The sequence below is a fragment of the Streptomyces sp. NRRL WC-3626 genome (genome assembly GCF_000718785.1).
Taxonomy (GTDB): Bacteria; Actinomycetota; Actinomycetes; order Streptomycetales; family Streptomycetaceae; genus Streptomyces; species Streptomyces edwardsiae.
Map to the genome: position 1 here is coordinate 28740 of NZ_JOCA01000006.1, position 24445 is coordinate 53184.

The window sequence follows — 24445 nt, forward strand, 5'->3', positions numbered from 1 at the left end:
CACCCAGGACGCCGGTGAGGGCCGAGCCGGGGCTGCCACGGCCCGTTGGGCCCCCTACTTGCCGCCGACGGCCTCGCACGTACCGAGATGTCCGGTGAACGCGGCGAAGGCGTGCGCGGGGAAGCTGAGCACGGCCCGCTCCGGGGCCTTGGAGTCGCGGACGGCTATACGGGGGTGGCGGTGGGCGACCTCTACGCAGGCGTTGCCCTCCCCGCCGCCCGAGTAGGAGGACTTCTTCCAGGTGTCCGAGGTCGTCATGGCGTACCTCACAGCTCCTTCGCCAGCCGGTGGATGAAGTCGCGCGAACACTTCGGTTCGAGCGACACCGCTTCCACCCTACGGAAAAGCGTTCGAAATCGGCTCAGCTGTGCTGCGGCATCGACGAAGACCGTGCCGTTCGGGCCATCACGTACGACGGTGTCCAACTGGGGGACGGGACCGCCCGCGTAGACCATGGCACTTCCCGCTCCGCCGAAGTCGTTCAGGTTGAAGGGGATGACGCGTACGGTGACGCTTCGAGCCTCCGACATCTCCAGGACACGGGCCAGCTGCGCCCTCGAAGCGGGACGGGCGCCCACGCGGATGCGCAGGGCTGCTTCATGGATCACCGCCACGTATGGAACCGGATCGGGCCGCTCGATGACCACCTTGCGCCGCATGCGGTGCTCCACGCGGCGCTCCCTCTCGCTGTCGGGAAAATCCGGGTTCACGTAGGCGAAGAGCGCACGCGCGTAGTCCTCGGTCTGCAGAAGCCCCGGAACATGCAGAAAGTCGACGTCCCACCGGAAGCAGGCGTGATGCTCCAACTCCGAGAGATCCAGGAAGGTGTTCGGTAGCGCGCCTCGGTACTCCTCCCACCAGCCGCGTGCGCGGCTGGTGGTCATCCCCACGAGAGCCGACAGCAACTCGGCGTCGGCGCACGCGTAGTGAGCGGCGAGGCGGCGTAGCCGTTCCTCGCTCACGCCGGCGATGCCGGACTCCATCTGGCTCATCTGCACGGAGTTCACGCCGAGCAAGCTCGCAGCTTCGGTGGCCTTGAGTCCCGCCGCCTCGCGCAATTTCCGCAGCTCCGCACCCAACCGTGCCTGACGTGCCGTGGGTTGGCGTCTGGGCGGCATGGCTTCCTCCTCGCCTCAACGGCTGTGACGCAGCACCCCGTTCGGGTTCAGATTACGCGACCACGTTGCAGCGTCATAAATCTATGCCTTACCGTCGGTGATGAAGTAATCGCATACCGCGATGCCGGAAGTGCACCGCTCTGTCCTGTCATGACGGACGCGCCAATGACACCGGCCGACCTCAACTCCTCTGGTACCGGAAGGAATCCGCATGCTCGAAAACGACCCGTGGGAGTACTCCCTCTCCGTCCCCAACGACCCCCGGGCGGTCACGATCTGCCGCCGCACCCTCCGCCTGATCCTCACCATGCACGGTCTGATCCGCCTGGTCGACGTGGCCGAACTCCTGGCCACGGAACTGGTGTCGAACGCCGTACGCCACACCAAGGGGCCGGCCGCCCTGCGCGTCCGCTGGTCGGGCACGGGTGTCCTGCGGATCGGAGCCTGGGACGCCGACCCCCTCCCGCCGCAACCGCCCCAGCCACTGGCCCTCACCGTCGACCAGGAGGACGGCCGGGGACTGGCCCTGGTCCGCGCCTGCGCCGACGTATGGGGATGGCAGCCGCTGACGAGGGAGGGCAGCCGGGGCAAGTACGTCTGGTGCGAACTGGATGAGCAATCGGCGCCCGCGAGACGTACAGCCTGACTGGGTGACGTCGGGTCGATCGCAGCCGCATGGGCTCCGGCCGCAGGGTTCGCTCCTCCCTCGGCGAGTGACGCATCGCACCCCGTGTCAAAGCGTGATCAAGCCTCACATAGCCCATGTCAAACGTAAGGATCATCACGCGCGCTAGCGGATCCTGTGACGTCATTGTCCGTTTGCTGCCCGTTGACCTCCCTGCCTGATGAGGCGTTAGTTACAGATGGCAACTGTGAGGGCGCTGTGGGTGGGGTGTGTCAGGGGTGTGGAGCAGAAAGCGGGCCAGAGGCAGGGTGGTTGGCGCCCTGGTGGCCACGGTGGCGTTGTCCGTCGGCTTAGTCCCGGCGTTGACCAGTGAGGCGGTGGCCGGTGCGCCGGCATCGCCTGAGAGCGGGACGCAGCGTGCGGGTGATGACGCCGAAGGCCTGACCGAAACCGAAGCGCTGGCCAAGGCCAAGAAGACCGGCGAGACGGTGGAGATCGCATCGCTGCGCGGTGAAGCGAGCGAAGTTTTCGCGACTCCGAACGGCGATCTGGAGGCGCGTGAGTATCTGCGCCCCGTCTGGACCCGGACCGGGGGTGCCTGGAAGCGGATCGACACCGACCTGGCAGTCGCTGACACGGGCACCGTCATGCCCAAGGCATCCACGATGGACATGGAATTCTCGGGCGGAGGAGAAGACCCGCTGGTGCGGATGCGGCGGGCCGGGCGGGAGTTGAGTCTGTCCTGGCCCACGCCTCTGCCGAAGCCCGAGGTGGAAGGGGCCGTCGCCACTTACCCGTCGGTCCTGCCGGACGTCGATCTGCGCATGACGGCACAGGAAGACGGGTTCACCCAACTGCTGGTGGTCAAGTCGGCCGAGGCTGCCGCCAACCCGGAACTGAGCGAGCTCCGCCTGGAGTTGGACACCCGGGGACTGTCGGTGCAGGAGACAGCCGACGGCGGTCTGCAGGCGCTCGACGAGGGAGCCGAGGGCGCGGTTTTCGAGGCACCGAAGCCGATGATGTGGGACTCCAGTCCCGGCGACAGTCCGGCGACTGCCGCCCAGAGCAGGACTACCGCGTCCGGAGAGACGGCAGGAAACGGTGCGTCGGCCGCCGGTGCCGAGGAACCGGACAAGGAACCAGCGGCAGGGGAGTCCGGGAAGCTCGCCCCGGTCGAGGTTGAGGTGCCGGACGGCCAGGGCGAACTGGTTCTGACACCGGACGCCGACGTACTCAAGGGCGAGGACACCGCGTACCCGGTCTTCATCGACCCGCAGTGGCACTCACCGAAGGCGACGGCGTGGACGATGGTGTCCAAGTACTGGGCCAACTCGCCGCAATGGAAATTCAACGGCAAATCCGACAGTGGTATGGGCTTCTGCAATTGGGACTATTGCGCACCTCACGACACCAAGCGCCTTTTCTATCGTATCTCCACATCGAGGTTCGCGGGAAAGTCGATTCTGTCGGCCGAATTCGTGGTGCGTAACACCTGGTCGGCATCCTGTTCTGCTCGAAAGGTGAACCTGTACAAGACGAAGGCCATCTCGTCATCGACGACCTGGAACGATCAGTACGACAATGGATTCTGGCTCAAGGAGCTGGCTTCTGAATCGTTCGCCTACGGATATACGGGATGTGCGGCGAAGGATGCAGAGTTCAATGTGAAGTCTGCAGTGCAGGACGCCGCTGATGCCAAGTCCTCCACGATGACGTTCGGGCTGAAGGCGGACAGCGAGTCGGATCCGTACGGCTGGAAGCGGTTCTCGGACGACGCGTACCTCCGAGTCGAGTACAACCGTCCGCCACCGCAGGTCAAGATGTCGCAGCTGACCATGGAGTACGGCGGCACCTGCAAGAAGCCGTCGTCGGCAGCCCGGGTGCGCACCTTGGGCAAGATCTACGCCAACAATGTCACCGACCCCGACGGCGACAACATCTCGATCCAGTTCCAGGCCAAGTGGGACACAGGAGACGGCAAGGGCCTGATCGTCCGCTGGAATCCTGCCCGGACCTCGGCGAAGAAGTCGGGGTCCAGCTTCGCCATCAGCCTGCCCTCGTCGATACCCAAGGACAAACAGGTCCACTGGTATGTGCGCAGCCACGACGGAGCCCAGTATTCGCCGTGGTCGACCACTGGAGATCCCACGGCCTGCTACTTCGTCTTGGACACGAAAGTTCCCAAAGCTCCCGCCATCTCCTCCGGAGAGTACCCGGCCTCCGATCCAGAGAGCCCGGACGACCCTTGGTATGACGGTGTCGGCAAGTATGGCTTCTTCAGCATCAAGGCAGCCGATACCGATGTGACCAAGTATTGGTTCGGCATCAACAGCGATCCGACTTCGAAGAACGCCTTGACCACGACATCGGGTGCGGAAAAGACGGCCGCGGTACTGCCGTCGAAGCCCGGACTGAACTTCGTCACGGCTCAGGCGTTCGACGCTGCCGGCAACGGCAGCGAGGTCCGCACGTACCAGTTCCGGGTGAAGGCCGGGCAGCCAGAGCGTGCCACGTGGCAGTTCGACGAAGGCGCGGGAGCAGCTCAGGCCGAAGGCCGGACACCCGCGCGCAGCGCCGCGCTGCATGGCGGGGTGACGGCCGGGATCGCGGGCGCCAAGGGGACGGCTCTCGAGTTCAACGGCACCGACGGCTACGCAGCGACGGACATCCCGGTTCTGGACACCAGCGGTGGGTTCGCCGTGTCCGCCTGGGTGAAGCTGTCCCGAATGCCTGACAGCGCGGCGATCATCGCAGCTCAGCCTGGCAACCATTCGCCTGGATTCGAGCTGTACTACTCCAAGTCCCTGGACCGGTGGGTCTTCAATCAATACGCGTCGGACTCTCCGGGCGCGCCCATTGTGCGTGCCATGGCGGAACAGCCCGGTGGCGTGACAGCAGGGACATGGACCCATCTCGTAGGTAGTTACTCGACCAGCGACGATGCGCTGCAGTTGTACGTCGATGGCGAACTGGTCGGTCAGACGGTCTACAGCACCCCCTGGGACGCACGTCGCGGGCTGCAGATCGGCGCGGGGTCGTACAGCGGGGCACCTGGTTCTTTCTTCCCGGGAGCAATCGACGAACTCCAGCTATTCGACAAGCCGTTGGCAGCAAGCGAAGTCGCGAAACTGCGTGACCACCAGCCGGTCGGAGACCCGGGACGGCCCGCGGTCGCGATCTTCCCGCTCGACGAGCAGGCCGGTACGACCCAGGTCACGGGGCGGGGCGGAGTTCTGCCGGCGATGTACAACGGCGGTGTGACCACTGGTGTGCCAGGCGTCGCAGGCAAGTCTGTGCGCTTCAACGGGACCGACGCCTACGCGAAGATCGGCCAGGACAGCGGTGCGCACATCAACAGTTCCCGCAGCTTCACCGTGTCGGCCTGGGCAAAGCTCGACAGCAAGCCGACCCGTGCCGCGATCATCACGGCACAGGCAGGCAAATACAGTCCGGGATTCGAGCTGTACTACTCGGCCGCGTACGACCGGTGGGCCTTCAACCAGTACTCGTCCGACAGCCCGGACGCCGTTCCGGTGCGTGCCCTGCAGCCGAACGGCACGGTGGCGCGGACCGGCGAGTGGGTCCACCTGACCGGTGTCCACGACACGGTCGCCGACACGCTGACCCTTTACGTCAACGGCGCGTTCGCAGGCTCGACCACGCTGGAAGGCTCTTTCTACGCCGACCAGTCGATGTACATCGGTGCCGGCTCCTACACCGACGGCGCGATCGCCAACCACTTCCCGGGCACGATCGACGACGTACGTCTTCTGGACCGTCCGGCCTCGGCGGATGAGGTCCGGCAGATGTTCCGGCAGCGACCGCTTGTCAAGGGCCGCTGGCTGCTGGATGAGGCCACAACGACTGACTCGGTCACCAGTCCGGATGCCTCCGCGGGGAACCGGGCGCTGACCTTGGGGGGCGGTGCGAAAACGGGGCTCGGCTGGGTGGACGACGGTGCCCTGGAGTTGGACGGCGTCGATGACCACGCTGCGACTGCTTCGACTGTCGTCGACACGAGCGCCAGCTTCACAGTGATGGCCTGGGCCCAAGCCGCAGGTGCGCCTGTCGACAGTGCGGCCGTCCTGAGCATGCCTGGAACGAACAACAGCGCCTTGGCGGTGCGACATGTGCCCGAGCCTGGAGGTGAGGAGAGCGCCGGACGCTGGCAGATCTCGATGCCGGATTCCGACGCGACGGGTGCCGCTGTCGTACGGGTGGAGAACCAACGGTTCTACGACGCACGGGACTGGAACCACCTCACGCTCGTGTACGACGGCTTCACCAAGGAAGCCCGGCTGTACGTGAACGGAGAGTTGGAAGAGGTCGCTTGCGCTGACGTGGATGGCGACGGCGAGGCTGATGACACCACCTGCGCTGACCGGATCTCATGGGCCGAGGACGTGCTGTCCTACAAGGCCACGGGCGGACTTCAGATCGGCCGGTCCAGAAACGCCGGGGAGTGGGGCGAGTACTGGCCCGGTGCAGTCGATGACGTGTGGGTTTTCCAGGGTGTGCTGAGCGAGTTGCAGATAGCGCATCTGTCGCTGGGATGGCCGGGGGTCCCCACAGAGGTACCCGGCACCGAATGAGCAGGAAAGAGTGCCGGGCCCGTAGCGACCTCGGCCGGAATCCGGTAACGCCCGCCCTGGCGACGGCACCAGCCGTCGGCCTCCTACGTAGCCGCATTCAATACTCCGCCCCGTATGACGAAGGACGAGGATGAACGGTAGACAGCGGACGCGTGTCCGTGCCCTGCGCCGCCGAGTCGCCCTGGCCTCGGCCACGGTCGTGATCGGTACGCTGCTCCAGGCCGTGGTCCAGCCCGCCTCGGTCGCGGCAGACCGCGGCACCGGCCGCCCCGATCTGGCTGCAGCGGAGCAGCCGGTTGAGGTCTCGGCAGTGCCGGTGGTCCCGCGCACCCTGGCGAAGGGCTCGCACACCCCGGCGAAAGCCCCGCGCGCCACTTGGCCCCTGGCAGGCACGGCGACCGTCGACCCGCCCGAGAGTTCCTCGTCCGTCGTCCAGGCGAAGGGGCTGCCGCTGGCGGTGGGTGGGAAGCAGGCGCCCGAAAGCGTGCGGGCCCGTCTGTTCGACCGCGAGACCGCGGTGCGGGCGGGTGCGGACGGCCTGGTGTTCAGCCTGGAGGCCGATGGACCGGTCGCGGCTGCGAGGAAGAGGGGCACCGCTGTACGGGCGCGGCTCGACTACTCATCCATCGCCGAGGCGTTCGGTGGCGGTTATGCCGGTCGGCTGCGCCTGGTGGAGCTGCCGGCCTGCGCGCTGACCACCCCGGACAAGGACATCTGCCGCGAGGCCACGCCCCTCGACGCCGTCAACGACACCGAGGCGAAAACCCTCACCGCCCCGAGCGTCTCCCTGAAGGCGTCCGGCGCCACCGTCCTCGCGGCCGTCGCCGACGACGCGAGCATGGGCGGCGACTACAAGGCCACCCCGCTGTCGCCGTCCGCGCAGTGGAGCACCAGTCTCAACACCGGTGACTTCGCCTGGTCGTACGGGATGAATGTGCCGGACGTGCCGGGCGGACTGCTGCCCAGCGTCGGGATGTCGTACTCCTCGGGATCGATCGACGGCCGTTCCGGTAACTCCAACAACCAGGGGTCCTGGGTCGGCGACGGGTTCGACATGTGGCCCGGGTTCATCGAGCGGCGCTACAAGTCCTGCGCCGACGACGGGGTCGAGCACGCCGACGGCGGCAAGCCGGCCGATCTGTGCTGGGCGTACGACAACGCGTTCATCTCCTTCAACGGCAAGGGCGGCGAACTGGTGCCGGACGGCACCGACACCTTCCGGCTGCGCGACGACGACGGCACCAAAGTCCAGCGGCTGCGGGGTTCCTCCTCCGACGTGCGCTCCAACGGCGCCCGCGACGACGAGTACTGGAAGGTCACCACCCCGGACGGGGTGCAGTACTACTTCGGCTACAACCGGCTGCCCGGCTGGACGGACGGCAAGGAGACCACCGACTCCACGTGGACCGCGCCGGTCTTCGGTGACGATGCCGGCGAGCCCTGCCACGCCTCGGCGTTCGCCGATTCCTGGTGCCGGCAGGGCTGGCGCTGGAACCTCGACTACGTCGTCGACCCGCACGGCAACGCGATCGCGTACTACTACGACAAGGAGTGGAACTCCTACGGCCGCAACCTGGACGAGAAGGCCAACACGCGTTACGTGCGCGGCGGTTCACTCGACCGGATCGAGTACGGACTGCGCTCCACCGGCATGTACTCGGCGCGGCCGCTGGCGAAGGTCGACTTCACCAGTGGAGAGAGGTGTCTGCCCGACGCGGACACCACCTGCGCCGACATCGGCAAGGACGCCTTCTACTGGTACGACACCCCGTGGGACCTGAACTGCGACGAGAGTGCCACCTGCGACGAGGGCCGGCTCTCCCCGGTGTTCTTCACCCGTATGCGGCTCACCTCGGTCGCCACCCAGGTGCTGAAGTCCGGATCCTATGCGGACGTCGACTCCTGGAAGCTCGTCCACCGCTGGGGGACGGCCGACACCGACTACCAGCTGTTGCTGGACTCCGTGCAGCGCACCGGCCACAGCACCACTCCGGCGGCTACCCTGCCGAAGACCACCTTCGGGTACAAGCAATTGGCCAACCGGCTCGACCGGACCGGCGACGGATTCGCCCCGTTCATCAAGGACCGTCTGGCTACCGTCGCCGACGAGTCGGGCGGCCAGATCGATGTCGACTACTCGGCGCCGGTCTGTGACGCGGGCGCCCTGCCGGCCCCGCAGACCAACACCACCCGTTGCTTCCCGCAGTACATCGGCGGCAGCAGCACCGACGACCCCGAACTGCACTGGTTCAACAAATACGTCACCTCCACCGTCACTCTCACTGACCGCACCGGCGGTGCACCGGACCAGGTCACCTCGTACGAGTACCTGGGCGGCGCGGCCTGGCACTACGACGACGATGACGGGCTGACGAAGGAGAAGGAGAAGACCTGGTCGCAGTGGCGCGGCTACGGCCATGTCCGGGTGAAGGCCGGCGGACAGGGCGGCGCGGAGGCGATGAAGTCGCAGGCCGACACCTACTTCCTGCGCGGCATGGACGGCGACCGCCTCGCGGCCGGCGGCGGCACCAAGGCGGTCGACGTCACGCTCGGCAGCGGTGAGGGCGATCCGATCACCGATCACGAGTCGGCCGCCGGCTTCGCCTACAAGACCGTGCAGTACTCCGGTCCCGGCGGCCGGGTGCTGGGCAAGACCGTGAACCGGCCCTGGCACCACGAGACCGCGAAGAAGGTCCGCTCCTGGGGCACGGTGACTGCCAACCTCACCGGCACCGCCCAGGAACGCTCCTGGACCTCGCTGGATGACGGCGCGGGCACCAAGTGGCGCACGACCACCGTGAACAACTCGTTCGACACCGTCGCCGGACGCATCACCCGCACCGACGACCGCGGCGACGACGCCACCACCGCCGACGACCGGTGCACCCGCACCTCCTACCCGGCGGCCGGCGCGATCCTCACCCTGCCCGCCCGCGCGGAGACGGTCGCCGTGAACTGCGCAGGCACCCCGGACCGCACCGAGGACGTCATAGCCGACCTCCGCACCGCCTACGACGGCCGGGCCTACGACGCCGCCCCGGCCAAGGGCGACGCCACGGCGACCGCGGTTCTCAAGTCCCACGACGGGACCACGGCCACCTACACCGAGAGCGGCGCCACCTACGACGCCTACGGCCGCGAACTCACCAACACCGACCTCACCGGAACCGTCAAGGTCACCGTGGCCTCCGACTCCCTGACCCGAACCGCGCGCACCGACGGCCTCACCACCACCACCGCCTACACCCCGACCACCGGCTTCCCCACCTCCGCCAAGGTCACCACACCGCCCGCGACACCCGGTGACAGCAGCACCGCGCAATCCACGATTACGACGAACGATCCGGCGCGCGGAGTGCCGCTGACCCAGACCGACACCAACGGCAAGGTCACCAGCTTCGCCTACGACGCTCTGGGCCGCACCACCAAGGTCTGGCTCGCTGACCGGCGTACGAGTGATGTTCCGACGTACGAGTACACCTACAAAGTGACCGGGGACGACCCGGTCGCCGTCGGCACCAGAATCATCGGCGACAACAATGCCCAGATCACCTCGTACGTCCTCTACGACGGCTCTCTGCGGCCACGCCAGTCCCAGACCCCGGGCCCAGATGGCGGACGACTGCTCAGCGACACCTTCTACGACGAACGCGGATTGACGGTCAAAGAGTTCCTTCCCTACTACGCCACCTCGGTGCCCTCCACGACCCTGGTCGAACCGGAGGACGCGCTCAGTGTGGAAACCCAGAACCGCTACACCCATGACGGCCTCGGCCGGCAGACCGAGCACCGGCAGATTTTCGGCAACGGCGACGGCGGCAAGGTCCTCAACGCCACCCGCACCCTCTACGGTGGCGATCGCATCACCGTGATCCCGCCCGAGGGCGGCACCGCCACCACCACGCTCACCGACGCCCACGGGCAGACCACCGAACTGCGCCAGCACCACCAGCGCGCGGCTGAGGCCTCGTACGACACCACTCGGTATACCTTCAACCCGGCGGGCGCGCTGTCCGGGGTGACCGATCCGGCGGGCAATGAGTGGGCCTTCGCGTACGACCCGCTCGGCCGGATGACGCGATCCGACGACCCCGACAAGGGCACCAGCCGTTACACCTACGACGACCGGGGCCGGCTCACTTCCACGGTCGACGCCCGCGACACCACCCTCGTCAACGTCTACGACGGTCTCGGCCGCAAGACGGAGCTGCGCTCCGGCTCCACCACCGGCCCGCTGCACGCCAAGTGGACCTATGACACGGTCAGCGGCGCCAAGGGACACCTTGCCCAGTCCACCCGCTACGCGGACGGCGGTCTGGCCTACACCTCCGAGGTGGTGGCCTACGACCGGCTGTACCGGCCACTGCGCACCTCGGTGACGATCCCGGAGTCCGACGCCAACACCGGACTGTCCGGCACGTACCTCTCGGGCACCTCGTACAAGGGGTCCGGACTGGTTGCCGCTGTGGGACTGCCCAAGGCAGGCTCCCTGACCGCGTCCACTGTGGCATTCGAGTACGAGGACGACACGCTGCGGCCCATAGCCGTGGACGGCCGCGAAGGCCTCAAGGCCACGGCGTCGTACAGCCTGACCGGCAAACCGTTGCAGTACGAACTGTCGGACAGCGGCGGGAAGAAGGCTTGGGTCACCAACGAGTACGAACCCGGTACCCAGCGGCTGTCGTTCACCCGGGTCGACCGTCAGGACGTCGCGGGCGTCGACCAGGCCTCCACCTTCCGCTACGACGAGGCCGGCAATGTCCTGGCCGTCTCCGACACCTCCCGCTCCGGCACGGACACCCAGTGCTTCACCTATGACCATCTGCGTCGCATGAGGGAGGCCTGGACCCAGCCCACCGCCGCCTGCGCGAGCACACCCGACGCCTCGGTGCTGGGCGGCCCGGTCCCATACTGGACCTCCTACGGCTACGACAAGACCGGCAACCGCAGCACCGAGGTCCAGCACGACACCACTGGTGACACCACGAAGAACGTCACCAGCACTTACGACTACCCGGCCCCGGGCGCGACCGCGGTCCGCCCGCACGGCCTGGAGACGGTCACCCGCACCGGACCCGGCGTCACCGCCGGCGACTCCTACACCTACGACGCCACCGGCAACACCGACACCCGCACCCTGGGCAACGGCACCACGCAGAATCTCGACTGGGACGCCGAGGGCCGGCTCACCAAGGTCACCGAGCCCGTCGAAGGGGGCTCTCCCAAGGTCACGGAGTACGTCCACGACGCCGACGGAAACCGACTGATCGCCCGGACACCCACCGAGACCACGCTCTACCTCGGCGGCACCGAGATCACAGTCGCCAAGGGCAGCGCCACGCCGAAGGGCACCCGTTACATCGACCTCGGCGGCGGCCACACGGCCGTCCAGGAGGACGACGGGACCGTCTTCTTCACCACCGCCGACCACCACGGCACGGCACTGCTCGCCATCGACGCGGCGACGCAGAAACTGACTCAGCGCCGCACCAGCCCCTTCGGGGGGACCCGGGGCGAGGAGCCGGCCGACTGGCCCGGAACCAAGGGCTTCGTCGGCGGCACGCAGGACGTCTCCACCGGCCTGACCCACCTGGGCGCGCGGGAGTACGACCCGTCCACGGGCCGCTTCCTCTCGGTCGACCCGATCATGGACTTGACCGACCCGCAGCAGATCAACGGCTACACCTACAGCAACAACAACCCGCTGACCTTCTCCGACCCATCGGGCTTGTACTGCGACGGATGCAGCGTGAACAACCCGGACTCTGTCTGGGCCCCGAGTAAAGGCAACGGGCCGGGCTGTACGACATACACCTGCTACGACCACGACGGCAACGTCGACTATCGGGTGGGCAGGTCCGGGACGTCCAAGCAGTCCACCAGCTCGCCGACGGTGACGGTCAAGGTCACCGAGAAAGAGGGCGGGATCTTCATCGAGAACATCCGTGTGCCGACTGCTCGCGAGTTGGCGGCGATGTTCCCGCAGTACGAGGGCGAGAAGCAGCTCGAGGCGTGGGCGGAACGCAAGTGCTTCCAGATGGACGCCGGTCTCGACGCGTTCTGTGGCGCGGCTGAGGCGCTCGGCATCATCAACTACGAGCAGACCCTGTTCGAGAAGATCGTCGTGTCCCTGGTGACTCCCGACTTCGACGCCTGGAAGAGCTGTCTGAGCGGCGACAGCCTCACGGCGTGCGGCTGGGCGGCGACGGATCTGCCCTGGGCGCGGGTGTTCAAGGGGCTGAAGGTCGTCAAGGCGGCGGATCCGCCGTGCAACAGTTTCGCCCCCGGCACCGAGGTCCTGATGGCCGACGGGACGACGAAGCCCATCGAGGACGTCGAAATCGGCGACAAGGTCCTGGCAACGGATCCGGTAACGGGGAGAACCGAGACCGAGACGGTCACCGCCGAGATCCTTGGCGAAGGCCCCAAGGCTCTGGTGACGCTCACTCTCACGATCGATGGTGAGCAAGTAGGCGTGACCGCGACCGATGGCCACCCGTTCTGGGTGCCAGGTCTCGATGCGTGGGTCGACGCGGGCGAACTCACCATCGGACAGGAATTGCGTACCGCCGCGGGGCAGCGGGTCGCGATCGCCGACATTGACCGCTGGTCGCAGCCAGCGAGAGTGCACAACCTGACGGTCACGGACTCTCACACGTACTATGTGCTGGCTGGGCAGACGCCGGTCCTGGTTCACAATTCCGGTGGATGCCCTGACTTGGATGCTCTTTCGCAGAGTGGGATGCGTCCGGCTAAGGGGAATACGACTCATGCGGGACGTGAATACCAGAAGCATATGAACCGCGGGGATCTTCCTGTGGTGCCGGGTAAGCAGCTGAAATCCGCCGGTCAAGATATGCTGGACGACATCCTGACCAACCCGGGAACCGTTACGTCTCCTGTGAATTCTGGAAACTTCGCTGGCGGAACGCGGTACATCATGCCGGATCCTGCTGGTGGGCGCGGGATCGGTGCGACCTTCGATGCAAATGGTCAGTTCCAATACTTCGGGCGGTATTAGGCATGTTGGTGATCAATCCGTGGGCCGCCCTGGCCGATGGCAGTGCGGGGCTTACTGAACTCCGGGAGGCTGTCGCGGGTGATGCCGTGAGAACGGTTCGCTACGTGGCTCTGCGGGGGGAAGGGTGGCCAAATGGGCACAGGGAAGATCGAGCCCACGAAGTCGACATGGCCGTTGAGCTGGGCATGGAGAGCGGGGCTGCGCTCGTTCTGTCCTGGGCGATGGATGGCGTCAACGAAGGAATGGCGATCGAATTCAGGAGTCCCGGAGATGTGGGCGGAAGCCTGTCCGGGGATCCCATCGATGTGAGCAGCCACGTCGATTGGGAGAGCTTCTTGGGTGTGTCGATTGTAGGTATCGGCATCGCTTGGCACGTCCCTAATGAGGGATGCCCGGAGATGCCTTGGGCCTACAACTTCAGATTCTCCAATGAGTTGAGTCTAGTAATTGCGCTAGGCGAGTCCGAGGGTGCGGGGTTCACGTATATGCCTGATGCTCTTCTCGTGATCTTCGATAAGAGCCTTGCGGCTGAATACAAGATTCCAGCGAGCGCCACGCCTTCGTGCGGATAGATTGAGCCGGGGTGCCCGATTCGACGTATCCAGGCTTGGCGTGTTCGTCTCTTCTAATTCCTGGGCGGTGCAAGTCCTAGGGAATGTGGGAGAAGAATGGGGCCCCACCGGAGTGATCTCCGGTGGGGCCCCATTCGCGGTTTGACGGCAACGCTGACGGCAACGTCAGCGGACGACGGCTGCGGTGGGTGGGTCGTCGAGGGTGTCGGTCGGGTTGAGGGCGTTGCCGAGGGTGTCGATGGCTTGGCGTTGGAGGCGGAGTCGGACGTGGGCGTAGACGCCGGCGGTGACGCCGATGTGGGCGTGGCCGAGGAGTTCCTTGATGACGACGAGGTCGACGCCTTGTTCCAGGAGCAGGGTCGCGGTGGAGTGGCGGAGGTCGTGGAAGCGGATCGTCCGGAGTTCCGCGCCGTGGAGGAGGCGGCGGAAGCGGCGGGTGAGGTTACCGGGGTCGAGTGGTCTGCCCTTTGGGGTGGTGAAGACGAGGCCGTTGTGTGTCCAGCTCGTTCCGGCTGTCTGGTGCTCTTCCTGCTGCTGTTCCTGGTGGATCTTGAGGGAGTTGATGCATTCGGTGGGGAGGGCGATGCGGCGTTCGGAGGCGAGGGTCTTGGTGTGCAGGACGGTCAGGCCCTGGCTGCGGGTGCGCTGGAGGGAGCGGTGGATGGTTGCGGTGCCGCCGTGGAGGTCGAGGTCTTCCCAGTGGAGGCCGAGGAGTTCGCCCTTGCGGAGTCCGGTGCGCAGGGCGAGTTCGTACAGAGCATGAAGCCGGTCATCGTCGGCCGCTTGGAGGAGTTGCCGAGCTTCGGCGGCGGTGAGCGGCTGGAACCGCCGGGGGCGGGGCGTGGTCGTCTTGACGTTGCGGGCGACGTTGCGCGGCAGTTCGTCCTCGCGGACGGCGTGCTCCAGGGCGGACTTGAGGACCGCGTGGACGTACGTCACGGTCAGCGGTGAGAGCCGCTTCTCGCAGCACTGGCCGATGGCGCAGCAGCGCCGCCGGTCGGTGTCCCGTTCCTGGGCGCAGCACTGGCAGGTGGTGCGGAGTCCGTCGAGGAAGGTGCGGACGTCGCGGGTGGTGAGCCGGGCGAGCTTCTTCCCGCCGAGGCCGGGGTTGAGGTGGAGGCGGATGGCGGCGCCGTAGCGGGTGTGGGTGTTCTCCCGCAGGTGGTGCACGGCGACGCCGTCCAGCCAGTACATGAGGTAGGCGCTCACGGTGCTGTCGGCCGTCGCGACGGGGAGGCCGCGGTTGCTGGCGGCGATCTTCTCGGTGAGCTTGGTCATCGCGTCATTGCGGGTGGTGCCGTAGACGCGGACGCGCTTGCGGGTGTTGCCGGGGGCGAGGACGTATCCGGCGGCTTCCCAGCGTCCGTCCTTGCGCTGGTAGATGGTCCCGTCGCCGTTCGCACGGGTGCGGGAGCGGCGGGACGAAGCGGGGCGGGCTGTGGTCATCAGGCGGCGTCCTGTTCGAGGCGGGTGTGGATGAAGTCGGTGAGGGCGTGGGTGGGGATGCGGCGGGCGCGGCCGAGGGTGATCGAGGCGAGTTGGCCGGTGCGGAGCAGGTCGTAGACGGCGGAGCGGCCGAGCTGGAGGCGGGCCATCACCTGGGGCACCGTGAGCAGATCCAACGCCGGGACCGCTTCCGTGTGGAGGGCGGCGGGCGGGAGCGAGGTCATCAGCTGCCCCCTTCGGCCGTGAACTGCCGTTCCTGTTCCTTGCGGTGCCAGACGTGGGCGGCGAGGAGGCTCGCGCCGGGGCTGTAGCCCGAGCCGAGGTAGTCCCAGTGGCCGACGACGAGAGTCGTGTCCGCATCGGAATCGGGGAGGCCGGCGTGGGCGCGGGCCTGCTCGGTGCGCCAGGTGCGGCGGGCGTCGCGCAGCGCGCCGAGTGTGACGGAGTAGGAGCGGGATTTGGTGGAGAAGTGGCCCCGGAAGCCGAGCATGTGAGCCCACTTCCAGAGCTTGAGGTCGGCGAACTCCGGCAGGCGGCCCAGTTCCCAGCAGGTGCGGATCATCTGCCGGACGTGGCGGGCGACGGCGAGCCGGGGCAGCGGCCGGGCCTGTCCGGTGCCGTCGCAGGCGGTGCACGGGAGAGGGGTCCCGTGGGCCAGGAGGGTGGCTCCGCGTCCCTGGCAGAGGCGGCAGAACAGGGAGCGGTCGAGGGTGCCGGAGTCGTCGGCGGACTTGGTGGCGTACTTGGCCACGTAGGCGGCCACCGCCTGGTCGGTGAATTCGCTGTCGGTGCCGAAGGCGGCGATCTCGCGTACGTCGAGCTGCTGGCCCCAGGAGAGTTCGCGTTCCCCGATCGCGTCCGAGGTGACCGAGATGCGGGCGCGTGGTGCGGCGGAGCGGATGGCGTCGGTGAGTACGGCGGCGGTGGCGTAGGACGGTGGGGGCTGGGTGTTGCCGTCCGGGCCGTCGAGGCGGATCACGGCGTGGAAGTGGACCAAGCCGCGCTTCTGGTACTCGGCGACCTTGGCGAAGGACACCCGAAACACTGCGCGGGCGGCCTTCTGCGTTATGCCGAGCCGAATGGCGAGCTCCCGCCGCAGGTAGATCGCGAAGCGGGCCCACAAGGCTCCGGCGTGGGCATTGAAGAGGACCGCGCCGACGTAGTCGTACGTCGCCGGATTGAGCGGCGTACCGAGCAGCGCATCTGTGGGTTCGTGCCGGGTTCCGCAGCGGCAGGGCCGGGCGTCGGGGCGGTTGTGGACGGGTCCGAAGGAGGGGGCGGTGAGGGTGGCGAAGACGCGGGGGTGTGTGCGGACGGTGTCGGGGACAGTCTTGCCGCCGGAGAGGCCGGCGCGGATGAGGTGGTAGGTGTCGGCGGCGTAGAGGCGGGAGCAGGCCGGGCAGCGGGAGGCGCGGCGGTTGCCGCACGTGGTGAGCAGGCTGCCCGTGGGTTCGCCGGAGGTGGTGTAGGAGCGCAGGACTTCGCCGGTTGTGGTGTCGAGGGTGGTGGTGTGGCCGGTGAGTCGGACGGGTTCGGTGCAGCCGCCGAGGTGTTCGATCTGCTGCTGTGCGCGGTCGAAGTCGGGGTGGTTGACGAGGTGGAGCAGGTCCCGTACGGCGGGGCTTGCCACGTGGCGCAGGTCCAGGGTGATCATTCGGGGCGTGTCCCTTGTGTCGGGTGGGTGGCCCCGCGCAGCAACCAGCCAGGAGGGGAGGCGTGGTGGTGCTGCTCGGGGCATGACGAACCAGCCCGAGGGGCGGGCGTGGGGTTGAGCGAGGGGGATGCGGCCGGTGAGGGCCGGGGCTCAGAGCTGAGCGAGGGCGGCCGTGGCCACCGGCAGGGCGACGCCCATGCGAGTCCCCAACTGGGCTGCTGTGATCGGCGCTTCGTGCTCGGCGCGGTGGGTGTCCGCGATGCGCCGGGCCGCGTCCAACAGAGCGGCAGGCAGGGCCGGGCCGGAGGCGGAGCGGGCCGTCTTGGCGACGGTGGTTGGAGCTGGGATGGGCTGCGGTTCTTCGGCCGGCGAGGCGGCGATGACCGGGACGGGGACCGTGGGTGCTGATTCGGGTGCGGGTGCTTCGTTGGGCACCGGCTCGGAGAGTGGAGCGCCAGCTGCCTCCGGGTGCGGGGTGGGATGGGTGAGGGTGTGGAACTGGGCGAGGAAGGCGGGGCCGACGTGGCCCCAGCCGAGGAGCAGGAGCGGGGCGACGGTGTCCAGGCAGGCCCGGCCGTAGCGTCCGGCCAGCAGGGGTTCGGCGGTGTTCAGGGCGAGGGTGAGCAGTCCGCACAGGTGCAGTAGGCGGGTACCGGCCCGCAACTCCGCCTTGGGTACGCCGTGCAGGGCCAGGAACCGCAGTGCGACCAGGAGTCCGACGACGGACAGGTCCACCATGGGCGCGATCAGCGGCGCGATCGGGCGGGGGACACCAAGGCGCAGGGCGAGTGCCCAGACGTTGCCGAAGGAGAAGACGAAGGCCAGGGCCGCGATGACCGCCATGACCACGGTCACGGTGCGCCGGGTGAACCGTTCCTCCGCCATGATCTCAACCTCCTTTCTGGAGTGGGCTGTTCGGGATCACTTGATGAGTGAGGGCGCGGGCGTTGCTGTCCGGCCGGTCGAGCGAAGGAGGGTATCCAGGCACAGGTCCGGGTCGGCGGTCAGATGCGAAGTGTCTTCGGCGACGTGGGCGGCGTCGGTGTCGGAGACGTAGGGGGTGCGGATGCGGGTGTAGCCGGGGCGGCCCTGCATCGCCATCACCGCGACGCCGACGTATGCGGGGTCCTGCAAGGTGACCGGGCTGGCGTCGGGCCAGTTGCGGATGTCCTCACCCAGCGCGGCCACCGCGGCCTCCACGGTCTTCTGCGCGAACGACAGCCCGATGGGGCACACGTCGCGGATGAAGGTGGGGATGGCGTCGCCGGTGGTCTTCTGGCTGATCAGGATCACCAGGATGCCGACGCTGCGGCCCTTCTTGACCAGGTCCTCCACCAGCCGGGCATTCTCCGCCGTCAGCGCGGCCAGGCGCTTGGTGGTCGCGTCGCTGCCCTTGTACTCGCGGAAGAACGTGTGCGCCTCATCGATGATCAGGACCGTGAGCGGCCACTGTGGCGAGGGGCCGACGTGCCACATGTTCTTCACACCCAGCACGTCCCGGATGGTCGCCGAGCGCCGCTTGCGCAGCTCCACCAGCCGCTTGAACAGCGCGTTCGCTTCATCCAGGTCGTCACCGCAGAACGCGAACATCCGCTTGACCAGGTCGGCGTAGTCGCCCTCCGAAGCCCGCGACACCTTCCCGTCCGCCGTCGCGATCTGCACGGACGGGGACGGCGCGAAGTCGCAGACGAACTTGTTGACCCCCGAGGTCTTGCCCGCACCTGGGACGCCGGCCACGGTCACCCCGGGAACGTTGGCCAGGGACACGCACACCCGGGCGGCGTACTCGTCCACGCCCAGCTCCCAGCGCGTCAGATCCCCGGGCGGCCGACAGGTGGGCCGATGTTCGGTCGGCGTGGTCAGCGGGTCGGAGCGCACGCCCCGGATCACCACCCTGCCGGGGCCGTCCGGCAGCACGGACACCCGCGTGCACCGCCAGGCGTCCGCCAGGAACCGCGCCGACTTCTGGTACTCCTCCAGCCCGACCTGCGGCAGTGTCCGGGCCCGCACGATCACCCCGAACTGGTCGGGCTTGACCTTGATCTTCGGAGTCAGCACCCGGGGCGCGGGGCCGGGGCCATCCTTCTGGGCGGTGATCTGCGCCAGCAGGCTCGGCGTCTTGTCGGTGACCGTCAGCTTGGCCATCCGCGCGAGGCGTACCCAGCCCCAGCGCACCCGCACGGCCTGTCGCATGCTGACCCGCGTGCCCTTGTCTGCGCGGACGTAGCGCACCACCGTCATCAGCAGCCACGCGCCGACCAGCACGACTGAGATCAGCAGCGCAACCGTCGCGTATCCCGTGATGGCTTCCATGTCAGGCCCCCTCTTCGTGTATCAGGTGGAGCACGTGGGCCAGGTCGAGCCGGGCCGCCTGCTCCGGGCTGAGGCCGAGCAGATCGAGCACGGCGGCCGAGACGGCGAACGTGGCCTTGCCCTCAGTCCCCGGCAGGGGCTGGAGCGGGGACAACTCCCGCTCCAGCGTGCGGTGTTCGAAGCGGATCACTGGATCGCCTCCACCGTCACCAGCTCCAGGCGGGCGGCCCGGTAGGCGACGCCGTCCGAGAGCTGCCCGTTGAAGATCCGCGCCCACGGAGTGGCGAACAACTCGACCGGCCGCACCATCGCACCCGGCTTCAGCCCGGCGGCCAGGCCCGTCTCCGGGACGGTGATCTTCAGGACCTCGGCCCGGCCGTCTTCCATGAGCATCACGGTCACCGTGTACAGCGACGCACCGGTCTCCCGGTCGGTGGCGACCTCCCCGGTCTGCTGGTCCTTGATCTTCAGCACCGGTTCGGTGCCCGCGATACACACCGCCGACGGCAGCAGGGCAACACGGATACGGGTCATGGCCATGCCATCACATCCTTGTTCGATGGAGTCGCTTGATCGACTCGATGATGACCATAGCGCTACGGCGATACGGATGCAACGCACGCATAGGCGGGACGGTCGATAAGGATGGTGGTGCGGGCGTGTGCGGCAGGCGCTACGGACGCTACGGTTGGCCCATGACCCTGCCCTTGGACGACGACCCGCGGCCCCCCTACCTCCAGGCCGCCGAAGTGCTGCGGGCCGCCATCCTCAGCGGCGAACTCCAGCCCGGCGAGCGCCTGCCGTCGGCACGTGAGCTGCAAGAGCGGTTCGGCGTCGCCAGCTCCACGGTCCAGAACGCCCTGCGCGTGCTGCGACAGGAGGGGCTGGTCTACTCCGTCCTCGGCCGGGGCAGCTACGTCAGCCTGCCCCTTGACCAACAGGACACCGGAGAAAAGGACGGCGACGAAGGCGCGGCAGGAGACGGCCCCTTCCCTCCTGGGTGGCGTTCGGCCCGCGCAGAGGACAACCGCCCCCCCTTCGTCCGGACCGCGGACACCCTGCGCGAAGAGATCAAGGAAGGACTCTTCCCCCCGGGTAGCAAGCTGCCCTCCGCGCGTGAGCTGCAAGAGCGGTTCACCATCGCCAACTCCACCGCGCAGAACGCCCTTCGCCTCCTCAAGAGCGAGGGGCTGATCTACGCCGTCAAGGGGCGCGGCGTCTTCGTCCGTACCGCCCCGACACCCGGCAAGAACTACAGCTCCAAGGTCGTCCAGCACCTCCAGCGCGAGGAGGTCGAACGCCAGGCCCACAGGGCTGCCGGCGAATTCGCACATCTCGCCGACGCCGAGCTCAAAGCGCTTGCCGACCAAATCCATGACGAGCTCAACCAGACCCGCACGGCCTACCAAGCAGCGGTCGAGAAGGGCCGGAAGATCACCCGCGAACTGGCCCGCCGTGGCCAACTCGCGCCACCGCTCCACGACGATCCCGCAGCCGCCCGCAAGGAACTCGAAGAGAGACTCGCCGACGCGAAGAAGCGCCGCCAGCAGGGCCCCTGACGGACAGGCTGACAGCTCGGCCCGTGGGTGAGCTGTTCAGAGTTTCTTTACTTGATCAAGGCGGCCCGCTGGCGCGGCCCGCGCGCGCCCGGCCCCTCGGGGCCGCCGCCCGCTCCTGTCTCCGCCCCGCTTGCCGACGACCCCGCCGGACCGGGCGCGCAACAGTGAGCACAACGAACCTTTCCAGGGGCTCCGCCCCAGACCCCGGCCCTCCCTCCGAGGGGGTGGGGCATGTGGGTCGGGTGCGGCTTCGTCGTGGTGTGGGGTTCGGGGGGCGCGGGAGGGAGTCCCTCGCCGCCCGGTCACCGGAGGCGTACCAGGAACCCCCGGGGGCCGCCAAGGCCGAGCGCACGCGTCACGAAGTGAGCCTTGGCGGCCCCCGAGGAACCCTGGCACGGCGAAGCTGCCCGACCGACGAGGGACCCCCTCCCACTCAGGCCGCGATCTTGCCGGAGCTCGGCCCGCCACATGGTGGGGCACCCCTGTCGGTGGGTGTCTGCCGGATCGCCCCCGGTCGAGGTGCCGGCCGGGCGTACCGTGGAGTGGGAGGTGGTGAGTTGATGACTACGGAGCTGGCCGACAACGTCCGCAAATACCGGCGTCGCGCGGGGATGAGCCAGGAGGAACTGGCCCACGCCGCAGGCGTATCGCCGGGCACGGTACGCAAGGCCGAGCAGGGCGGCACTCTCCGCATGGAGACCCTGCATACGCTCGCCCGCGCACTGGGCGTGACCACGGCCGCGCTGATGGCCTCGGATGCCCCGGAGCCCGTCGGGCGGACCGAGGAGCCGAACCGCGTCAACCTGATCCAGCTCCGCGCCGCCCTCACCCCGGCCGTCGGACTCGTGGACCAGGACGCCGAAGCCGTGGGCGAGGAACCGAACCTGCGCACCTTCCGGCGGTCGCTGCAAGACGCACGGGTGCTGTACTTCTCCGACAGCTACAAGAGTGTCGCGGCCCAACTGCCGGTCCTGCTGCGTGATGCCGCACAGGCCGTCGCCTACTACGACAGCGGGGACGAGCACCGGCAGGCCCTGCTGGCCCGCGCCGAGGCGCTGCGTCTGGCCGGCACCTACCTCACCCAGGTACGGCAGTACGACATCGCGTACGCCGCTGTGCGCGGCGCCATCATGGATGCCCGCCAGGCCGGTGACATGCTTGCGGCGGGCTCCGGTGTCGGCTGCATGTGCTGGCTGCTGGTGAGACAGGGAAGGCTGGACGAGGCGGAACAGGTCGCCGCCCGGAGCATGGACGCGGTGGAGCCGAAGATCACCGGGGCCGAGCCGGACCACTATGCGGTGTGGGGCGGCCTGGCGATGGAGGCCGCCGCCGCAGCCGCGAGGAACAACCGTCCCGACGAAGCGAAGGCGTACCGTCAGGCCGCCCGGGTCGCGGCAACTGCTGTCGGGACAGCGCATCGCAACGTCTCCCGGCACTGGTCCGTCTTCGGGCCGGTCACCGTCGCCGTCAAGGCACTTGAAGACTCTCTGGTCATCGGCGACGCCCGTGCGGTGGTGCGCAAGGCAGGCGAGCAGGAGGAGTTGTCGCCCAAGGCGTGGAAGCGCCTGGGCAGGCCCAGCACCAACGACGGGAACCGCTTCACCCTCGATGTGGCGCGCGCCCACACCCGGACCGGCGACCTGTCCGCCGCCATGGACGAGTTGACCCGCGCCAGGGAAGCCGCCCCGCAGTGGCTGCGGCACCAGAACGGGGCCGCCGAGACCATGCAGGAGATCCTGGGCAAGCGCAAGCGCACCCTCACGACAGAGATGCGCGAAATGGCCGACTACCTGGGCGTAGTCGGGTAGCTGCCACGCAGCGTGGCAGTTCGTGAACCAAGAGTCGCGAACTGCCATGGCTCCCACCTGGGGTGACGGCCAGTCAGTGCCTACGGTCGGTGTGTCCACCATCAGTGACCCAGGCCGGGGGTGCCCAGTGAGCCAGCCCAGGAGCGATGCCGACCGCATGCGTCGCAGAGAGCTGTACGACGCCGCGTCGGGTGGGGGAGGCCCCCGCCTACTGCCGTGGACCAGCCCGGAAGGGAAGCCCTGTTACCTGAGCACCGACGGCCGGGGCTACCTCTCCACCCTCGCCGACAGCATCGAGACGGTACAACTTGGCATGGGTCAGGAGCTGCTGGAGTACGCCCGCGACACCACGGCACCCGGCACGAAAACCCTGTCGGCCACCGAATACCGCTGGTTGGCCCGCCGGTTGACAGAAGCCCTGACGGACGCGCTCAGGGTCGCGGAATCGCGCGGACAGCGCATCCCGGATCAGGAAGAGGCGACCGAGGATGCCTGACTCTCCGAACGCCGGCACACCAGCACGCAACGCCTCTCGGGGGCGCTACCGCTTCCGCGAATACCACGTGGCCACCGTCCCCGACCCCCTGGCGCTGCCGACCATGGAGGCGGTCTGCGTCACTGGCGAAGAGCGGAGCTGCGGTGCCACGTCAGGCACGCTGCATACCTCGGACGAGCTGACCCATTGGATCGCCGGACACTGCGCCCAGAGCGGCCACGAACTGTATGAGCAGACCGTCCGAGCCCTCGTCCGTGCCGAGCCTGGCGCATGGCAGTGAAGTCCCCGGGGGTGACGCCACGCCAGCGGCAACGCGACCGCGGGGCCGGAGCCCTTGACGGCAGTACCGACGGCAACACCCACGGACTCCCCCGTACAGCCACGGACACCAGCGGAACCCGAAACCGCCGCTGATCTGCGAAAACGCAGATAGGGAGGGTCTGCGTAGCACACGTACTATGTGCTGGCGGGGGAGACGCCGGTACTCGTTCACAACAGCAACTGCACGAAGCCGGTCAACCTTCCAGGGTGGCGGAAAGTGGACATTGATATGGATCATGTCCTCGACCGACACACCGCTGCAGGTAAGACGTACAAGCAGAGCGGAATCAAGACGAAGTTCCCGGACTACATGTCTCAAGGGGAGATTGAGTCCACGATTCGCCAGGCGTACAGGTCGTCTTCGGTTGCAGGGCGTTCTCAGGGGGATCGAGTCTTCCTGCGAGGCTCGGCAAATGGGCTTGACGTCGAGATGTGGGTGAACAAACAGACGCGCACGATTGAGACCGCGTACCCGGTTTGGAGGTGAGATTGATGGAGTTCGAACTGTTCTGTGACGTGGAATCTCTCGATCTTGCTAGATCGGGCTCGATCTGGGGTAACGTCTGGATCGGTATCTCCGGGTGCCCCTTTCCGGAATCGAACTGGAACGACATGCCAATCGCATTCATCGTGGAATTGATCGACGCGGTTTCCTTTGTTCGCCAGGCTGAGGGAAGACGCAGGAGAGTCAGGTTCTTCGACGGCCCATTCTGGATCGATCTGGTCGGTCGGGGTGATGGTGCCGTGAATGTTTCGGCTAACGCCCACGGCGCAGACAAGAAGGTGACGGTCAGCGTTCACGACATGGCTCGATCGTTGACATCGGTTCAAACTGAGTTGGTCCGTGCGTGCCTGGAGCGTGGATGGGGTGAACAGATGGATGTTCGCCGCTTGCAAGCTCAGTAACAGGCGTCCGACGA

18 protein-coding genes are annotated in these 24445 nt (G+C 67.6%); 9 read left to right on the forward strand and 9 right to left on the reverse strand.

What is annotated here, in order from left to right:
* Positions 1-54 precede the first annotated feature (54 nt).
* Both IF28_RS0110815 and IF28_RS0110820 read right to left on the reverse strand, forming a co-directional pair.
* Positions 55-258 (reverse strand): DUF397 domain-containing protein, encoded by a 204-nt coding sequence (locus IF28_RS0110815; RefSeq protein ID WP_030217029.1) that lies wholly within the window; start codon positions 256-258, stop codon positions 55-57.
* Positions 259-266: 8 nt separating this feature from the next.
* Positions 267-1118 carry a helix-turn-helix domain-containing protein gene (locus tag IF28_RS0110820; protein ID WP_030217031.1) on the reverse strand — a complete coding sequence of 284 codons (852 nt, stop codon included), beginning with the start codon at positions 1116-1118 and terminating at the stop codon, positions 267-269.
* 211 nt (positions 1119-1329) lie between these two features.
* Between IF28_RS0110820 and IF28_RS0110825 the strand changes: the two genes are divergently transcribed.
* The 4 genes from IF28_RS0110825 to IF28_RS0110840 all read left to right on the forward strand — a co-directional run bounded on the left by IF28_RS0110825 (position 1330) and on the right by IF28_RS0110840 (position 13928).
* Positions 1330-1764, forward strand: coding sequence for an ATP-binding protein (locus tag IF28_RS0110825; protein WP_051713702.1), 435 nt, complete (start codon positions 1330-1332; stop codon positions 1762-1764).
* 626 nt (positions 1765-2390) lie between these two features.
* Positions 2391-6335, forward strand: coding sequence for a LamG-like jellyroll fold domain-containing protein (locus tag IF28_RS0110830; RefSeq protein ID WP_234325129.1), 3945 nt, complete (start codon positions 2391-2393; stop codon positions 6333-6335).
* A 130-nt stretch (positions 6336-6465) separates the two neighbouring features.
* Positions 6466-13356: a polymorphic toxin-type HINT domain-containing protein gene (locus IF28_RS0110835; RefSeq protein ID WP_051713703.1), complete on the forward strand. Its 6891-nt coding sequence runs from the start codon at positions 6466-6468 to the stop codon at positions 13354-13356.
* A 167-nt stretch (positions 13357-13523) separates the two neighbouring features.
* On the forward strand, positions 13524-13928 hold the full coding sequence (locus IF28_RS0110840; RefSeq protein ID WP_030217043.1) for a hypothetical protein: 405 nt from the start codon (positions 13524-13526) through the stop codon (positions 13926-13928).
* 165 nt (positions 13929-14093) lie between these two features.
* On the opposite strand, the gene IF28_RS0110845 is transcribed toward IF28_RS0110840, so the two are convergent.
* From IF28_RS0110845 to IF28_RS0110875, 7 genes are all read right to left on the reverse strand, one after another.
* Positions 14094-15374 carry a tyrosine-type recombinase/integrase gene (locus tag IF28_RS0110845; RefSeq protein WP_030217045.1) on the reverse strand — a complete coding sequence of 427 codons (1281 nt, stop codon included), beginning with the start codon at positions 15372-15374 and terminating at the stop codon, positions 14094-14096.
* The gene (locus tag IF28_RS0110850; RefSeq protein WP_030217048.1) at positions 15374-15598 is read right to left on the reverse strand and encodes a helix-turn-helix domain-containing protein; all 225 of its coding nucleotides are present in this window, start codon (positions 15596-15598) and stop codon (positions 15374-15376) included. The genes IF28_RS0110845 and IF28_RS0110850 overlap by 1 nt, the downstream gene beginning before the upstream one ends.
* Positions 15598-17028: a replication initiator gene (locus tag IF28_RS0110855; protein ID WP_030217051.1), complete on the reverse strand. Its 1431-nt coding sequence runs from the start codon at positions 17026-17028 to the stop codon at positions 15598-15600. The genes IF28_RS0110850 and IF28_RS0110855 overlap by 1 nt, the downstream gene beginning before the upstream one ends.
* A gap of 150 nt (positions 17029-17178) precedes the next feature.
* Complete coding sequence (locus IF28_RS0110860) at positions 17179-17913, reverse strand: DUF2637 domain-containing protein (protein ID WP_030217055.1); 735 nt, start codon at positions 17911-17913, stop codon at positions 17179-17181.
* 36 nt (positions 17914-17949) lie between these two features.
* Complete coding sequence (locus tag IF28_RS0110865; RefSeq protein WP_030217060.1) at positions 17950-19341, reverse strand: cell division protein FtsK; 1392 nt, start codon at positions 19339-19341, stop codon at positions 17950-17952.
* Position 19342: 1 nt separating this feature from the next.
* Entirely contained in the window at positions 19343-19531 is a 189-nt protein-coding gene (locus tag IF28_RS0110870) for a hypothetical protein (RefSeq protein ID WP_030217062.1), read from the reverse strand.
* Positions 19528-19881 (reverse strand): hypothetical protein, encoded by a 354-nt coding sequence (locus IF28_RS0110875; protein WP_030217065.1) that lies wholly within the window; start codon positions 19879-19881, stop codon positions 19528-19530. Before IF28_RS0110875 ends, IF28_RS0110870 begins: the two co-directional genes overlap by 4 nt.
* Before the next feature lie 155 nt (positions 19882-20036).
* Here IF28_RS0110875 and IF28_RS37695 point away from each other — a divergent pair, with 155 nt between their 5' ends.
* The 5 genes from IF28_RS37695 to IF28_RS39160 all read left to right on the forward strand — a co-directional run bounded on the left by IF28_RS37695 (position 20037) and on the right by IF28_RS39160 (position 24431).
* Entirely contained in the window at positions 20037-20900 is an 864-nt protein-coding gene (locus tag IF28_RS37695) for a GntR family transcriptional regulator (protein WP_051713704.1), read from the forward strand.
* Positions 20901-21460: 560 nt separating this feature from the next.
* The gene (locus IF28_RS0110890; protein ID WP_030217069.1) at positions 21461-22708 is read left to right on the forward strand and encodes a helix-turn-helix domain-containing protein; all 1248 of its coding nucleotides are present in this window, start codon (positions 21461-21463) and stop codon (positions 22706-22708) included.
* Between the two features lie 157 nt (positions 22709-22865).
* Positions 22866-23204: a hypothetical protein gene (locus tag IF28_RS0110895; RefSeq protein ID WP_051713705.1), complete on the forward strand. Its 339-nt coding sequence runs from the start codon at positions 22866-22868 to the stop codon at positions 23202-23204.
* Between the two features lie 460 nt (positions 23205-23664).
* Positions 23665-24012, forward strand: a complete 348-nt coding sequence (locus IF28_RS40365) for an EndoU domain-containing protein (RefSeq protein WP_078621055.1) — start codon at positions 23665-23667, stop codon at positions 24010-24012.
* 5 nt (positions 24013-24017) lie between these two features.
* A complete protein-coding gene (locus IF28_RS39160; protein WP_158713671.1) occupies positions 24018-24431 on the forward strand; it encodes a hypothetical protein in 414 nt (137 codons plus the stop codon).
* The last annotated feature ends 14 nt before the right edge of the window (positions 24432-24445 follow it).

Coding starts and splice junctions, on each gene's coding strand:
- IF28_RS0110825 (WP_051713702.1), top strand. CDS start 1,330: ATGCTCGAAAACGACCCGTGGGAGTACTCCCTCTCCGTCCCCAACGAC.
- IF28_RS0110860 (WP_030217055.1), bottom strand. CDS start 17,913: ATGGCGGAGGAACGGTTCACCCGGCGCACCGTGACCGTGGTCATGGCG.
- IF28_RS0110820 (WP_030217031.1), bottom strand. CDS start 1,118: ATGCCGCCCAGACGCCAACCCACGGCACGTCAGGCACGGTTGGGTGCG.
- IF28_RS0110855 (WP_030217051.1), bottom strand. CDS start 17,028: ATGATCACCCTGGACCTGCGCCACGTGGCAAGCCCCGCCGTACGGGAC.
- IF28_RS0110865 (WP_030217060.1), bottom strand. CDS start 19,341: ATGGAAGCCATCACGGGATACGCGACGGTTGCGCTGCTGATCTCAGTC.
- IF28_RS0110835 (WP_051713703.1), top strand. CDS start 6,466: ATGAACGGTAGACAGCGGACGCGTGTCCGTGCCCTGCGCCGCCGAGTC.
- IF28_RS0110850 (WP_030217048.1), bottom strand. CDS start 15,598: ATGACCTCGCTCCCGCCCGCCGCCCTCCACACGGAAGCGGTCCCGGCG.
- IF28_RS0110815 (WP_030217029.1), bottom strand. CDS start 258: ATGACGACCTCGGACACCTGGAAGAAGTCCTCCTACTCGGGCGGCGGG.
- IF28_RS0110890 (WP_030217069.1), top strand. CDS start 21,461: ATGACTACGGAGCTGGCCGACAACGTCCGCAAATACCGGCGTCGCGCG.
- IF28_RS39160 (WP_158713671.1), top strand. CDS start 24,018: ATGGAGTTCGAACTGTTCTGTGACGTGGAATCTCTCGATCTTGCTAGA.
- IF28_RS0110830 (WP_234325129.1), top strand. CDS start 2,391: ATGCCCAAGGCATCCACGATGGACATGGAATTCTCGGGCGGAGGAGAA.
- IF28_RS0110845 (WP_030217045.1), bottom strand. CDS start 15,374: ATGACCACAGCCCGCCCCGCTTCGTCCCGCCGCTCCCGCACCCGTGCG.
- IF28_RS37695 (WP_051713704.1), top strand. CDS start 20,037: ATGACCCTGCCCTTGGACGACGACCCGCGGCCCCCCTACCTCCAGGCC.
- IF28_RS0110840 (WP_030217043.1), top strand. CDS start 13,524: ATGGCCGTTGAGCTGGGCATGGAGAGCGGGGCTGCGCTCGTTCTGTCC.
- IF28_RS0110895 (WP_051713705.1), top strand. CDS start 22,866: ATGCGTCGCAGAGAGCTGTACGACGCCGCGTCGGGTGGGGGAGGCCCC.
- IF28_RS0110875 (WP_030217065.1), bottom strand. CDS start 19,881: ATGGCCATGACCCGTATCCGTGTTGCCCTGCTGCCGTCGGCGGTGTGT.